The sequence below is a fragment of the Streptococcus hongkongensis genome, from assembly GCF_053206145.1.
Map to the genome: position 1 here is coordinate 143,486 of NZ_JBRUGD010000005.1, position 13,506 is coordinate 156,991.

General features: G+C 37.7%; 16 protein-coding genes. 15 read left to right on the forward strand and 1 reads right to left on the reverse strand.

The window, feature by feature from the left end:
• Window positions 1-233: 233 nt before the first annotated feature.
• From fabM to ldcB, 15 genes are all read left to right on the forward strand, one after another.
• On the forward strand, window positions 234-1,025 hold the full coding sequence (gene fabM, locus ACVRZD_RS04600) for a trans-2-decenoyl-ACP isomerase (RefSeq protein WP_037624937.1): 792 nt from the start codon (window positions 234-236) through the stop codon (window positions 1,023-1,025).
• Between the two features lie 77 nt (window positions 1,026-1,102).
• Window positions 1,103-1,537 (forward strand): fatty acid biosynthesis transcriptional regulator FabT, encoded by a 435-nt coding sequence (gene fabT, locus ACVRZD_RS04605; protein WP_037624939.1) that lies wholly within the window; start codon window positions 1,103-1,105, stop codon window positions 1,535-1,537.
• Window positions 1,537-2,511 carry a beta-ketoacyl-ACP synthase III gene (locus tag ACVRZD_RS04610; protein WP_037624941.1) on the forward strand — a complete coding sequence of 325 codons (975 nt, stop codon included), beginning with the start codon at window positions 1,537-1,539 and terminating at the stop codon, window positions 2,509-2,511. The genes fabT and ACVRZD_RS04610 overlap by 1 nt, the downstream gene beginning before the upstream one ends.
• A 58-nt stretch (window positions 2,512-2,569) precedes the next feature.
• A complete protein-coding gene (locus ACVRZD_RS04615; protein WP_037624942.1) occupies window positions 2,570-2,794 on the forward strand; it encodes an acyl carrier protein in 225 nt (74 codons plus the stop codon).
• Between the two features lie 161 nt (window positions 2,795-2,955).
• Complete coding sequence (fabK, locus tag ACVRZD_RS04620) at window positions 2,956-3,936, forward strand: enoyl-[acyl-carrier-protein] reductase FabK (RefSeq protein ID WP_037624944.1); 981 nt, start codon at window positions 2,956-2,958, stop codon at window positions 3,934-3,936.
• A 10-nt stretch (window positions 3,937-3,946) separates the two neighbouring features.
• Window positions 3,947-4,867 carry an ACP S-malonyltransferase gene (gene fabD / locus ACVRZD_RS04625; protein ID WP_447450306.1) on the forward strand — a complete coding sequence of 307 codons (921 nt, stop codon included), beginning with the start codon at window positions 3,947-3,949 and terminating at the stop codon, window positions 4,865-4,867.
• Window positions 4,868-4,879: 12 nt separating this feature from the next.
• Window positions 4,880-5,614 carry a 3-oxoacyl-[acyl-carrier-protein] reductase gene (gene fabG, locus ACVRZD_RS04630; RefSeq protein ID WP_037624947.1) on the forward strand — a complete coding sequence of 245 codons (735 nt, stop codon included), beginning with the start codon at window positions 4,880-4,882 and terminating at the stop codon, window positions 5,612-5,614.
• Window positions 5,615-5,626: 12 nt separating this feature from the next.
• Window positions 5,627-6,859: a beta-ketoacyl-ACP synthase II gene (gene fabF, locus ACVRZD_RS04635; RefSeq protein ID WP_037624949.1), complete on the forward strand. Its 1,233-nt coding sequence runs from the start codon at window positions 5,627-5,629 to the stop codon at window positions 6,857-6,859.
• A gap of 1 nt (window position 6,860) precedes the next feature.
• Window positions 6,861-7,094, forward strand: coding sequence for a hypothetical protein (locus tag ACVRZD_RS04640; RefSeq protein ID WP_037624951.1), 234 nt, complete (start codon window positions 6,861-6,863; stop codon window positions 7,092-7,094).
• 1 nt (window position 7,095) lies between these two features.
• Window positions 7,096-7,563 (forward strand): acetyl-CoA carboxylase biotin carboxyl carrier protein, encoded by a 468-nt coding sequence (accB, locus tag ACVRZD_RS04645; RefSeq protein ID WP_037624953.1) that lies wholly within the window; start codon window positions 7,096-7,098, stop codon window positions 7,561-7,563.
• Window positions 7,560-7,982, forward strand: coding sequence for a 3-hydroxyacyl-ACP dehydratase FabZ (gene fabZ, locus ACVRZD_RS04650; protein WP_037624955.1), 423 nt, complete (start codon window positions 7,560-7,562; stop codon window positions 7,980-7,982). The genes accB and fabZ overlap by 4 nt, the downstream gene beginning before the upstream one ends.
• Window positions 7,983-8,008: 26 nt before the next feature.
• Entirely contained in the window at window positions 8,009-9,373 is a 1,365-nt protein-coding gene (locus tag ACVRZD_RS04655) for an acetyl-CoA carboxylase biotin carboxylase subunit (protein ID WP_037624984.1), read from the forward strand.
• An 8-nt stretch (window positions 9,374-9,381) separates the two neighbouring features.
• Window positions 9,382-10,239, forward strand: coding sequence for an acetyl-CoA carboxylase, carboxyltransferase subunit beta (accD, locus tag ACVRZD_RS04660; protein ID WP_037624957.1), 858 nt, complete (start codon window positions 9,382-9,384; stop codon window positions 10,237-10,239).
• On the forward strand, window positions 10,236-11,006 hold the full coding sequence (locus ACVRZD_RS04665; RefSeq protein WP_037624959.1) for an acetyl-CoA carboxylase carboxyl transferase subunit alpha: 771 nt from the start codon (window positions 10,236-10,238) through the stop codon (window positions 11,004-11,006). The genes accD and ACVRZD_RS04665 overlap by 4 nt, the downstream gene beginning before the upstream one ends.
• Window positions 11,007-11,048: 42 nt before the next feature.
• A complete protein-coding gene (gene ldcB / locus ACVRZD_RS04670) occupies window positions 11,049-11,756 on the forward strand; it encodes an LD-carboxypeptidase LdcB/DacB (protein ID WP_037624961.1) in 708 nt (235 codons plus the stop codon).
• A 61-nt stretch (window positions 11,757-11,817) separates the two neighbouring features.
• On the opposite strand, the gene serS is transcribed toward ldcB, so the two are convergent.
• Window positions 11,818-13,095 carry a serine--tRNA ligase gene (serS, locus tag ACVRZD_RS04675; protein WP_447450307.1) on the reverse strand — a complete coding sequence of 426 codons (1,278 nt, stop codon included), beginning with the start codon at window positions 13,093-13,095 and terminating at the stop codon, window positions 11,818-11,820.
• Between the last annotated feature and the right edge of the window lie 411 nt (window positions 13,096-13,506).

The following is a 13,506-nucleotide window of genomic DNA, read 5'->3' on the forward strand; positions in this document are numbered from 1 at the left end:
TAATTGAGAACTTATTCTCTTCAAAGTGGGGACAAAATTGATTGTCCTCACTTTTTTCTTTTCTTGAAAATTGACTTTTAAAGACCTTATTTTTATAACAATTTTTTCAGTCGCTAAAAAAATTTATTTTTTTCTTGCAAGATTTCAATAAGTGGTGTAAAATGTTTTTAAAATAGTTTGACTATCAAATTATTTGAATCTCAAATATTACTGGTGATAGAAAGTGAGTGGTTATGACATATCAACATATTCTTTTTGAGACAGTAGATGATACAGCAGTTTTGACATTTAATCGTGTTCAAGTGGCTAATGGTTTTAATATACCAATGTGTCAAGAAATCTTAGATGTTTTAGCGAGTGTAAAAGGAAATAGTGATATTCGGTTCTTAGTCATCAAAGCCAATGGGAAAATTTTTTCTGTCGGTGGCGACTTAGTCCAAATGCAGAAAGCTGTAGAAGAAGATGCTGTTGATTCATTAGTTAAAATTGCTGAACTTGTCCAAGATATTACATTTGAGATAAAACAATTACCTAAACCAGTTATTTTATGTGCGGACGGTGCGGTTGCAGGAGCTGCTTTCAACATAGCCCTTGCTGTTGATTTTTGTATTGCAAGTACCAACAGTAAATTTGTTCAAGCTTTCGTAAATGTTGCCTTAGCTCCGGATGCTGGTGGCCTATATCTGCTAACACGAGCTGTTGGTATTAATAAAGCGACGCATCTGGTAATGACTGGAGATGGTGTTACGGCAGAGCAAGCTTTTAATTATGGTTTTGTTTACAAAGCTCCTAATCCTGAGAAATTGGAAAAAACACTTGAACAATTGTTAAAACGTTTGAGAAGAGGTTCGTCTAACTCTTATGGCGCAATGAAACAGTTGATTTGGGAAAGTAATTTTTCAGATTGGGAAAATTACGCAAAACAAGAATTACACTATCAAAAAGAGCTTGCTTTTAAAGAAGATTTTAAAGAAGGCGTTATGGCTTACGCAGAAAAAAGAAGACCAAGCTTCAAGGGGAAATAAGAAGTTCTCATCTTGCATAAAACTTTGACGTTTGATATAATTTGAGAGTCAAAGTTTATCAGTAAGGAGGTGTAGAATTGGAATACAATAAAATCAATGATTATTTAGTGGATGTCTTTAATAGGATCTTAGTAATTGAGGAAATTAGTTTAAAGACTAGTCAATTTAAGGATGTTTCACTTAAAGAAATGCATACCATTGATATTATCGGAAAATATGACAATGTCACACCAAGTGATGTAGCTCGGGAACTTATGGTTACTCTAGGTACAGTGACAACTAGCTTGAATAAACTTGAAGCAAAAGGGTATATTACTCGGACTCGCTCCGTAAATGATCGCCGTGTCGTTTACTTATCCCTCACAAAACGAGGAAGACTGCTTGACAGGTTGCATGCAAAATTTCATAAAAATATGGTTGGTCAGGTGACTGAGGGTATGGATGAAGAGAGTATGGAATCGCTGTTAAAAGGTCTGAAAAATTTACATCAATTCTTGGAGGACTTGATTTAATGCCTTTTGCAAAAATCAGTCAAGTAGCACATTATGTTCCTAACCAAAAAATTGAAAATGATAAACTGACTCAATTTCTTGATACGAGTCACGAATGGATTCAATCTCGAACAGGAATCGAATCTAGGTACATTAGCCGAAATGAAAATACAAGTGATCTAGCAAGCCATGTTGCGCTGAAATTATTACAAGTGGCAGAATTAAGGGCAGATCAGCTTGATTTTATTATCGTGGCAACTATTACTCCCGATTCCATGATGCCATCAACAGCAGCGCTTGTCCAAGCAAAAATTAATGCTAAACAGGCCTTTGCTTTTGATTTATCTGCAGCTTGTAGTGGTTTCGTTTATGCCTTAGCGATGGGAGAAAAGTTGATTGCTTCAGGGCTATACCAAAGAGGTATTGTCATAGGGGCAGAAGTTTTATCAAAAACACTTGATTGGTCAGATCGAACAACTGCAGTACTGTTTGGGGATGGTGCTGGAGGTGTATTGCTTGAAAGTAGTCAGGGAAAACAATTTCTGGCTGAATCACTACATACAGATGGGTCACGAGGACAGAGTTTACAGTCTGGACTAAGTCCACTTGTATCCCCTTTCTCTGATACTATTTCATCCAATCCCTATTTAACAATGGATGGACGTACGATATTTGACTTTGCAATTAGAGACGTTTCAAAAAGTGTCTCTGATTTGATTGATAGCACAGCAATTGACAAAGATGCAATTGATTATGTCTTCTTTCATCAAGCGAATAGACGTATTTTAGATAAAATGGCACAAAAGGTCAAATTACCTCGAGAAAAATTTCTAGAGAATATGATGACCTATGGAAACACAAGTGCAGCAAGTATTCCTATCTTGTTATCAGAGTCAGTTGAAAATGGGAAAATTAGATTAGATGGTAGCCAAACAATCCTAATAGCCGGTTTTGGTGGTGGTTTGACATGGGGAAGTCTAATTGTTAAAATCTAGTTATATCATGTGCCTCGCACATTTATAAAAACATATACATTACTTAAGGAGAAATAAAATGGCAGTATTTGAAAAAGTACAAGAAATCATCGTTGAAGAATTAGGAAAAGAAGTAGAAGAAGTAAAAATGGAAACAACTTTTGATGAGTTAGATGCTGACTCGCTAGATGTTTTCCAAGTTATCTCAGAAATTGAAGATGCATTTGATATCCAAATTGAAACTGAAGAAGGCTTAAATACAGTTGGTGATTTAGTTGCTTATGTAGAAGCAAAAACTAAATAATAAAATACTGTTAAGACAAATTCAACTAGTCAGTAACTAGTTCTGAATAATTCTTAATATGTGGGTGAGATTAGCCCCTTTTATGGACCTAACTCACTCTTTCTTTTTTTATAATAGTTTGATAATCAAACTATTTTTCTTGGATAAAGTAGGTTAAAGTAATGAAAACACGAATTACGAAATTATTAAATATTAAGTATCCAATATTCCAAGGAGGAATGGCTTGGGTTGCTGACGGCGACCTAGCGGGAGCTGTATCAAACGCTGGAGGATTAGGTATTATTGGAGGCGGAAATGCCCCAAAGGAAGTTGTTAAAGCAAACATTGATAAAGTAAAATCAATCACAACTAACCCTTTTGGAGTTAACATTATGCTTTTATCACCCTTTGCAGATGATATTGTAGATCTTGTGATTGAAGAAGGTGTTAAAGTAGTAACAACTGGTGCGGGAAATCCTGGGAAATACATGGAACGTCTACATGCTGCAGGAATCCAGGTTATTCCAGTTGTACCTAGTGTAGCGCTAGCAAAGCGAATGGAAAAATTAGGCGTCGATGCTGTCATCACGGAAGGTATGGAAGCTGGTGGACATATCGGGAAATTGACAACAATGACTTTGGTTCGCCAAGTCGTTGATGCCATTTCAATTCCTGTTATTGCTGCAGGTGGTATTGCCGATGGTGCTGGCGCAGCTGCAGCCTTCATGCTTGGTGCTGAAGCGGTGCAAGTTGGAACAAGATTTGTTGTCGCAAAAGAATCAAATGCGCATCAAAATTTTAAAGATAAAATCCTCAAGGCCAAAGACATTGATACGGTAGTCTCAGCTCAAGTTGTCGGGCATCCCGTTCGATCCATCAAGAATAAATTAACGTCTGCTTATGCAAAAGCAGAAAAAAAATTCTTGAGTGATTTAAAAACAGCAGAAGATATTGAAGAGATGGGTGCTGGCTCATTACGCGACGCTGTTGTTGATGGTGATGTTGTGAATGGTTCAGTTATGGCTGGTCAAATCGCAGGGCTAATCAAAAAAGAGGAAAGTTGTCAGGAGATTTTGGAAGATATTTTCTATACAGCTGCCGAAGTAATTAATAAAGAAGCTCAGCGTTGGGTTTCAGTTAGTAGAAACGCATCTGAGAAGTAGAGGAAAGAAAATGACAGAAGTCGCATTTTTATTTGCTGGACAAGGGGCGCAAACTGTTGGGATGGCAAGTGACTTATACGAAGCTTTCCCAGTTGTTAGGGAGACTTTTGCTCAGGCTCAAGCAATTTTAGGTTATGATTTACGATTGTTAATTGATCAGGAGCCAGATAGATTAAATCAAACAAGATATACTCAACCAGCTATTTTAACAACTTCAGTAGCGATATACAGACTCTTAGCTGAAAATGGGATTAAACCCACTGCTGTAGCAGGATTGTCACTCGGTGAATATTCTGCACTGGTAGCTACTGGTGCAATAACTTTTGAAGCTGCTCTGCAATTGGTTCAAAAAAGAGGACAGCTAATGGAAGAAGCTACCCCTGCTGGTTCTGGTAAAATGGTTGCTATTTTAAATACAGCTGCTTCGACTATTGAAGAGGTTTGTCTGCAAGCCTCATCCCTTGGGGTTGTTGCTCCTGCAAACTATAATACTCCTAGTCAAATTGTCATTGGTGGCGAGATTGATGCAGTTGATAAGGCAGTCACATTGTTGACTGAAAAGGGTGTCAAAAGAATCATTCCTTTGAATGTTTCTGGACCATTTCACACAGCACTTCTTGAATCAGCAAGTCAGGAGTTGGCAAAAGTTCTTGATAATTATGACTTTCAAGAAATGACAGTGCCACTTGTTGGAAATACTGAGGCAAGCGTAATGAAACAAGCAGAAATTAAGCAATTGTTAGCGCGTCAAGTTATGGAGCCAGTCAGATTTTATGACAGTATTGAAACCTTAAAAGCAATGACTATTAAAGACTTTATTGAAATTGGACCAGGAAAAGTTCTAACTGGATTTCTCAAAAAAATTGATAACTCCTTATCATGTACTAGTATTGACTCAGTTCAAAGTTTAACAGATTATTTAAATCAGTAGGAAGGTAAAGTAATGGATTTACAAAATAAAAATGTATTTATAACAGGATCAACACGAGGTATTGGTTTAGCCATCGCACATCAGTTTGCAAAAGTAGGTGCTAATGTCGTTATTAATGGACGTTCCACTATTTCAGGTGATTTATTAGATCAATTTAAAGATTATTCTGGACAAATCCTCCCTGTTTCAGGTGATGTATCAGATTATGCAGATGCACAAGGTATGATTGATGAAGCCACTAGCTCTTTAGGACAAATAGATGTTCTCATTAATAATGCTGGTATCACAAATGATAAACTTCTTTTAAAAATGACGGATAAAGATTTTGAGGATGTTTTAAAAGTTAATTTAACTGGGGCTTTTAATATGACGCAAGCAGTATTAAAACCAATGATTAAAGCAAGACAAGGAGCAATTATTAATTTATCAAGTGTAGTCGGTTTAACTGGGAATGCAGGCCAAGCCAACTATGCTGCTTCAAAGGCAGGGTTAATTGGGTTTACTAAGTCGGTTGCCCGTGAAGTAGCAGGTCGAAAAGTAACCGTCAATGCTATCGCACCTGGTTTTATAGAATCGGACATGACGGGAACATTATCAGAAAAGCAACAAGCTGCCATTTTAAATCAAATTCCAATGAAACGCATTGGACAAGCAGACGAAGTGGCTCAATTAGCGCTCTTTTTAGCAAGCCAAGACTATATAACTGGTCAAGTTATTGCTATTGATGGCGGAGTGACGATGCAATAAAGGAGAATAACAATGAGTGGAACAAGAGTAGTAATTACAGGATATGGGGTAACTTCTCCAATTGGACATACGCCAGATGAGTTTTGGACTAACTTAAAAGAAGGAAATATTGGAATTGGGCCAATCACAAAGTTTGATACTAGTGAGTATCAAGTGAAAAATGCTGCTCAAATTGATGATTTTCCTTTTGATAACTATTTCATCAGAAAAGATTTGAACCGTTTTGACATGTATTCTTTATATGCTTTATATGCCTCTTTAGAAGCCGTTAAGAATGCAAAACTAGACTTAGATAGCTTGAATCCAGATCGTTTTGGAGTGATTGTAGCAACTGGTATTGGTGGTATTAAAGAAATTGAAGAGCAAGTGATTAGACTGCATGAAAAAGGTCCAAAACGCTTAAAACCAATGACCTTACCAAAGGCACTTCCAAATATGGCTGCAGGAAATGTTGCCATGCGTTTGAATGCTCAAGGGATTTGTAAATCAATTAATACAGCTTGTGCATCCTCTAATGATGCTATTGGAGATGCTTTCCGTACGATTAAGTTTGGCTTACAAGACATTATGGTTGTGGGCGGTGCAGAAGCTGCCATTACACCATTTGCTATTGCCGGCTTCCAAGCATTGACAGCTTTGTCAACAACTGAAGATCCAAAGAGAAGTTCTATTCCTTTTGATAAAGAACGTAATGGGTTTATTATGGGCGAAGGAGCTGGAATGCTAGTGCTTGAAAGTTTAGAGCATGCTCAAAAACGTGGAGCAACTATTTTAGCTGAAGTAGTCGGTTACGGAAATACTTGTGATGCCTATCATATGACTTCGCCACATCCAGAAGGATTGGGAGCACGTAAGGCAATTATGCTTGCCTTAAATGAAGCGGGTATTGAAGCAAATCAAGTAGACTATGTTAATGCACATGGTACATCAACTCCAGCAAATGAAAAAGGTGAAAGTAGTGCAATTGTTGCGACTTTAGGTAATCAAGTTCCAGTTTCTTCAACAAAGTCATTTACTGGTCACTTGCTAGGTGCAGCTGGTGCAGTTGAAGCTATTGCGACTTTAGAGGCGATGCAACACTCCTTTATTCCGATGACTGCAGGCACTACTGAATTATCTGATGATATTGAAGCTAATATCATTATTGGACAAGGACAAGAAGCTACAATTCACTATGCTATTTCAAATACCTTTGGTTTTGGTGGACACAATGCTGTCCTAGCCTTTAAGAAATGGGAGGATTAATGTGACCTTTGAGGAGATTAGAAATTTAATTTCACATTTAGATGCATTATGCTTAAGCGAGTTTACTCTAAAAACAGAAAAAATTGATCTAATTTTTAAAAAGAATCATTCAACGGAATGTATAATAAAAGATACAAAGGAAAAGATAGAGATACTACCACAGGCGAAGACTTTTTTGAATGAAGAAGAATCTTTTAGTGGAACAATTTTGGAATTTGAAGATTGGGAGACTTAATTTGGATATTCAAATAGTAAAAGACTTGATGACACAGTTCGATGAATCAGGTTTAAGGGAATTTTCCTTTAAAACAAATGAAACTGAAATCAGTTTTAGTAAAAATGATAGTAAAGCTTCAGAAAATACAACAGTATTAGCAAAGGCTGTAGAAGCTCCAGTTGCTAAAGAGATAGATGTAACTAGGGAAGCTCCCCAAACGACTTCGACACCTGTTGATAATAGTCTTGCTGAGGGAGAAGTTGTTAACAGTCCATTAGTTGGAGTCGCTTATTTATCTTCTGCACCTGGAAAAGAAAATTTTGTAGCTGTAGGTGATAAGGTTAAAAAAGGACAAACACTTCTGATTATTGAAGCAATGAAAGTAATGAATGAGGTGCCAGCGCCGTCAGACGGAACAATTACTGAAATTCTAGTTGCTAATGAAGAACTGGTTGAGTTTGGGAAAGGTTTGGTAAGAATAAAATGATGGATATTAATGCAATTCAAGAAGCTTTACCCCATCGTTACCCGATGTTATTAGTAGATCGAATTCTTGAGGTTTCAGAAGACCAAATTATCGCATTAAAAAATGTCAGTATTAATGAACCATTTTTTAATGGGCATTTTCCTTCCTATCCAGTCATGCCAGGAGTTCTCATTATGGAAGCATTGGCTCAAACAGCTGGTGTTTTAGAATTATCAAAAGATGAAAATAAAGGAAAACTCGTTTTTTATGCCGGTATGGATAAAGTTAAATTCAAAAAACAAGTTGTTCCTGGAGATCAATTAATCATGACAGCCAAGTTTGTTAAACGACGTGCGAATATTGCTGTTGTCCAAGCAACAGCTGAAGTAGACGGGCAACTTGCTGCAAGTGGAACCCTAACATTTGCAATTGAGAAGTAAAAAAGAAAGTTTCTGTGGGGGAAGTTATGTTTAAAAAAATCTTAATTGCTAATCGTGGCGAAATTGCTGTGCGTATCATCCGAGCGGCTAGAGAACTTGGAATTTCCACAGTAGCAGTCTACTCTGAAGCTGATAAGGATGCTCTTCACACGATTTTAGCTGATGAAGCCATTTGCATTGGGCCAACAAGATCAACGGACTCCTATTTAAACATGAGTTCAGTCTTATCGGCAGCTATTATTACAGGTGCACAAGCTATTCATCCTGGATTTGGTTTTTTAAGTGAGAATTCTAAGTTTGTAACCATGTGTGAAGAGATGCATATTAAATTTATTGGACCATCTGCTAAAGTAATGGATAAGATGGGGGATAAAATTAATGCGCGTGCTGAAATGATTACAGCTGGTGTACCAGTTATCCCTGGCTCATCAGGCCAGATTGAAACTGTAGAGCAGGCTGTAAAAGTGGCCGAAGAAATTGGTTTTCCTTTGATGCTGAAAGCTTCTGCTGGAGGTGGAGGTAAAGGTATTCGTAAAGTGGAAAAAGCAGCTGATTTAGCTGCTGCATTTCACTCTGCTTCGCAAGAAGCTTTGAGTGCCTTTGGTAATGGTACCATGTATATGGAAAAAGTTATTTACCCGGCTAGGCATATTGAAGTGCAAATTTTAGGAGATGCCCTTGGTCATGTTATTCATCTAGGTGAACGTGACTGTTCATTACAACGAAATAATCAAAAAGTTCTTGAAGAAAGTCCATCAATAGCTATTGGACAGACCTTGAGAAAAGAAATGGGAGATGCAGCAGTTAGAGCAGCAAAGGCTGTGGGCTATGAAAATGCGGGAACCATTGAATTCTTATTGGATGAAGCTAGTGGGCAGTTTTTCTTCATGGAAATGAATACGCGGATACAGGTTGAACACCCAGTAACCGAATTTGTGACTGGTGTTGACTTGGTTAAAGAACAAATCAAGATTGCTGCAGGCAACCCATTAGAGCTTAAACAAGAAGATATTACAATTAAGGGGCACGCCATTGAATGTCGGATTAATGCCGAAAATCCTTCTTTTAATTTCGCGCCAAGCCCTGGTCGTATAACAGAGTTATATTTGCCAAGTGGAGGTGTCGGTTTAAGAGTTGATTCTGCTGTTTATCCTGGTTATACCATTCCGCCATATTATGATAGTATGATTGCCAAAGTTATTGTACATGGTGATAATCGTTTTGATGCTTTGATGAAAATGCAAAGGGCCTTATTTGAGATGGAAATTGAAGGCGTGTCAACAAATGTGAATTTTCAACTAGACTTAATTGCTAATCAACAGGTTATTGCCGGTGATTATGATACGTCATTTTTGATGGAAACATTTTTACCAAATTACAATAAGGATTAGGAGGGCGTATGGCTTTATTTAAAAGAAAAGATAAATATATTCGGATTACTCCTAATCACTCCTCAAGTAGCGCAATCGTTCCAGAAGTTCCAGATGAACTTTTTGCAAAGTGTCCATCTTGTAAGCATATGGTTTATCAAAAAGATTTAGGTCTAACGAAAATGTGCCCAAGATGCGCCTATAACTTTAGACTTTCAGCATTAGAACGTTTACAGATGACTGTTGATCAGGGCTCTTTTAGTGATATGTTTACAGAAATTGAAACCAAGGATCCGTTGCAGTTTCCTGGGTATCAGCAAAAAATTCAACAGACAAGACAAATAACAGGGCTTCATGAAGCTGTCTTGACAGGAACAGCAACAATTAAAGGGCATAGATTAGCCTTAGCCATTATGGACAGCCATTTTATCATGGGGAGTATGGGAACTGTTGTGGGTGAAAAAATCACGCGACTGATTGAATTAGCCATTGAGGAATCGCTTCCTTTGGTGATTTTTACTGCTTCAGGTGGTGCGCGTATGCAAGAAGGTATTTTTAGCTTAATGCAGATGGCAAAAATCTCTTCAGCTATCCAAAAGCATTCCAAAGCAGGGCTCTTTTACTTGACCATTCTTACTGATCCAACAACTGGTGGGGTGACTGCAAGTTTTGCCATGCAAGGAGATATTATCCTAGCGGAGCCACAGACCATGGTTGGTTTTGCTGGTCGACGTGTTATTGAAACAACAGTTAGACAAGATCTTCCAGAGGATTTCCAAAAAGCTGAATTTCTCTTGAATCATGGTTTTATTGATGCCATTGTAGAGAGGCCAAATTTATCCGCAACAATAGCTCAATTGATTGATTTACATGGAGGTGGCAAATGACTGATACAAGTAGAATTCTAAAAGAAGCAAGAGATCAAGGTCGTTTGACTGCTTTAGAATATGCCAAGGCTCTTTGTCCAGATTTTATAGAATTACATGGTGATCGTCAATTCGCAGATGATGGGGCAATAATTGGTGGGATAGGTCATCTTGGTGATGAGCCTATTACAATCGTTGGGATTCAAAAGGGAAAGAATCTTCATGATAATTTGTACCGCAATTTTGGGCAGCCTCATCCGGAAGGTTATCGGAAAGCCTTGCGCTTAATGAAACAAGCAGAAAAATTCGGACGGCCGATTGTTACCTTAATTAACACTGCGGGAGCTTTTCCAGGAGTTGGCGCAGAAGAGCGAGGGCAGGGTGAAGCCATTGCCCGTAATCTCCTTGAGATGAGTGATCTAAAGGTTCCTATTATTGCCATCATTATTGGTGAAGGTGGTTCAGGTGGCGCACTTGCATTAGCTGTAGCCGACAAGGTATGGATGTTAGAGAATACTATCTATGCTGTTTTAAGTCCAGAAGGCTTTGCCTCAATACTTTGGAAGGATGGCTCGCGCGCCAGTGAAGCGGCACAATTAATGAAGATTACAGCTAGAGAGTTGCTTAATTTGGGTGTGGTTGATCAGTTGATTACTGAAAGAGGTTATTTTTCATCTGAAATAATTGATAGGATGCGTGATCATTTAATCACAGAATTTGCAGAATTGAAAAAGTTGACTCTAGACCAACTGCTTGAAAAGAGGTATCATAAGTTTAGACAATTTTAAAATCCTTAGTAGAAGGATTTTTTTATGACTAGGAGATTTCATTTGAAAAAAAGAAACTATTTGCTCTTAATCCCACTAATACTTACTTTATCAGCATGCCAAAGTACCTCCTCTCAAGGCGAGAAAACAGATACTAATAAGTCTACTGGATCGTTACCGATGAAAAAGACCCCAATTGGACAAAAAAATAAGCCTGTAAAAGTCACTAATAACGGCTCTTATTATAGTGTAGAAGGTAAATATGGCTCAGTTATTATTGTTAATAAGCGACATCCACTAGATAAGCATTATAATCCTGGTGAAGATGCTAAAGCTAAAAAGGCTTTTCTGCAAGTTATTGCTGAAATGAAAAATCAAGGCTTTTCAGTTAGTGACCAATACAGTGGTTTTAGGTCTTATGATACACAAACTGAGCTTTACCAAAACTATGTCAATCGAGACGGAAAAGCTCAGGCAGATCGTTATTCTGCCAGACCGGGCTACAGTGAGCATCAATCAGGTTTAGCTTTTGATATTCTAGATGGTCAAGGAAATCTATTAGAAGAACCACAAGCTTCACAGTGGCTCTTAGAGCATGCTCCAGATTATGGCTTTATTCTACGCTATTTACCTAATAAAGAAGCTTCTACAGGCTATCAGGCTGAAAGCTGGCATATTCGTTATGTCGGAAAAGAAGCTAAGGACATTGCCAAATCTGGAAAAACTTTAGAAGAGTATTATGGTGTGCCTGGTGGCGACTATCCAAATTAAAAAATTTATAATCTTGACACTCAAAAAGACAAAGCAGCTGCTTTGTCTTTTTCTATATATTTTATTTTGGAGCAATAACTTCTACCCCACCCATATAAGGGCGAAGAACTTCGGGAATTGTAACAGATCCATCCTCATTTTGGTAGTTTTCAAGGATTGCTGCTACGGTGCGTCCCACGGCTAAGCCTGATCCGTTCAAAGTATGCAAGAGTTTAACCTTGCCATCTGCTTCGTCGCGGTAGCGGATTTGAGCGCGTCGCGCTTGGAAATCTTCAGTGTTTGAACAGCTTGAAATTTCACGGTAGGTGTTTTGAGCTGGAATCCAAACTTCTAAGTCATATGTTTTGGCAGCTGAGAAGCCCATATCTCCTGTACATAGAGTGATAACACGATAGGGCAAATTGAGTTTTTGAAGAATGTTTTCAGCATTAGCTGTCATTTTTTCTAATTCTTCATATGATTCTTCTGGCTTAGCGAATTTGACCATTTCTACTTTATGGAATTGATGGAGACGAATCAAACCACGTGTATCACGTCCTGCAGAACCAGCTTCTGAACGGAATGATGGACTCATTGCTGTGAAGTAAATTGGTAATTCTTTACCTTCCAAGATTTCACCACGGTAGAAGTTTGTTAATGGGACCTCGGCAGTTGGGATGAGAACGAAGTTTGTATCTTTCAATTCAAAGGTGTCTTCTTTAAATTTTGGATATTGCCCTGTACCAAACATTGAATCGTGGTTAACTATATAAGGTGTAATGATTTCTTGATAGCCTTCTTTACCATGTTCATCTAACATAAAGTTATAGATGGCACGTTCTAAACGAGCGCCTAAGTTTTTATAGAATAAGAAACGAGCACCAGTTACTTTTGCACCACGTTCCCAGTCAAGAATATCTAAACTTTCACCGAGTTCCCAGTGTGCTTTTGCTTCAAAATCAAATTCCCTTGGTGTACCCCAACGACGGACTTCAATATTTTCCTCCTCATCAGCACCGACTGGAACTGAGTCATGAGGTGTATTTGGTAAAATGGTGATGATTTCAGTAACTTTCTCATCGATCTCTGCTAATTCAGCATCGATAGCTTTGATATCAGCAGAAACTTTTTGCATGTCTTCAATTTGTTGACTAGCATCTTCTTTTTGACGCTTTGCTTGAGCAATCGCAGCTGAGGCGATATTACGTTCGGCTTTTAATTCTTCTGACTGTACTAATAATTGACGACGTTTTTCATCAAGATCTTTTAAATTAGTGAGGACATCTTCATTTACACCACGAACTTTTAATTTTTGGGCAACTTGATCAAAATCAGTACGAATTCGTTTTAAATCTAACATAGTATTTTCTCCTTTAATTTATAAAAATAAAAGGCACAGACTATGATATCGCTGGAGCGCTTTTGCGCGGTTCCATCCAGCTTCACAATCTGTGCACTTAATTACTATCTGATTAATTACTATCGGTAGAATTTCATACAGTTAACTTATCTGTTCACAGCGACCACAGACTTCCTGAAAAGTTAATAAGCATTACTTATCCGATAGATTCATTATATCAAAAATGAAAAAAAAGTAAACTACTTCTTTAAAATAGTCAAGAATAGCTCAAAATAGAATAATTAGGAAAGTTCTAAAATGAAGTTAGCCACTTAAGTGTATAAAAAAACATCTCAAAGAGATATAATTGTAATCTACGACAACCACAATTAGAAGGACTCTGAGATGCAAGACTATTATACACCAAAAGGA

What these genes read in the sequence shown, in the direction of transcription:
- fabZ (WP_037624955.1), top strand. Translation starts at nt 7,560, where the DNA reads ATGATGGATATTAATGCAATTCAAGAAGCTTTACCCCATCGTTACCCG.
- fabG (WP_037624947.1), top strand. Translation starts at nt 4,880, where the DNA reads ATGGATTTACAAAATAAAAATGTATTTATAACAGGATCAACACGAGGT.
- ACVRZD_RS04665 (WP_037624959.1), top strand. Translation starts at nt 10,236, where the DNA reads ATGACTGATACAAGTAGAATTCTAAAAGAAGCAAGAGATCAAGGTCGT.
- fabD (WP_447450306.1), top strand. Translation starts at nt 3,947, where the DNA reads ATGACAGAAGTCGCATTTTTATTTGCTGGACAAGGGGCGCAAACTGTT.
- fabF (WP_037624949.1), top strand. Translation starts at nt 5,627, where the DNA reads ATGAGTGGAACAAGAGTAGTAATTACAGGATATGGGGTAACTTCTCCA.
- ACVRZD_RS04655 (WP_037624984.1), top strand. Translation starts at nt 8,009, where the DNA reads ATGTTTAAAAAAATCTTAATTGCTAATCGTGGCGAAATTGCTGTGCGT.
- fabK (WP_037624944.1), top strand. Translation starts at nt 2,956, where the DNA reads ATGAAAACACGAATTACGAAATTATTAAATATTAAGTATCCAATATTC.
- ACVRZD_RS04610 (WP_037624941.1), top strand. Translation starts at nt 1,537, where the DNA reads ATGCCTTTTGCAAAAATCAGTCAAGTAGCACATTATGTTCCTAACCAA.
- fabM (WP_037624937.1), top strand. Translation starts at nt 234, where the DNA reads ATGACATATCAACATATTCTTTTTGAGACAGTAGATGATACAGCAGTT.
- ACVRZD_RS04615 (WP_037624942.1), top strand. Translation starts at nt 2,570, where the DNA reads ATGGCAGTATTTGAAAAAGTACAAGAAATCATCGTTGAAGAATTAGGA.
- serS (WP_447450307.1), bottom strand. Translation starts at nt 13,095, where the DNA reads ATGTTAGATTTAAAACGAATTCGTACTGATTTTGATCAAGTTGCCCAA.
- accD (WP_037624957.1), top strand. Translation starts at nt 9,382, where the DNA reads ATGGCTTTATTTAAAAGAAAAGATAAATATATTCGGATTACTCCTAAT.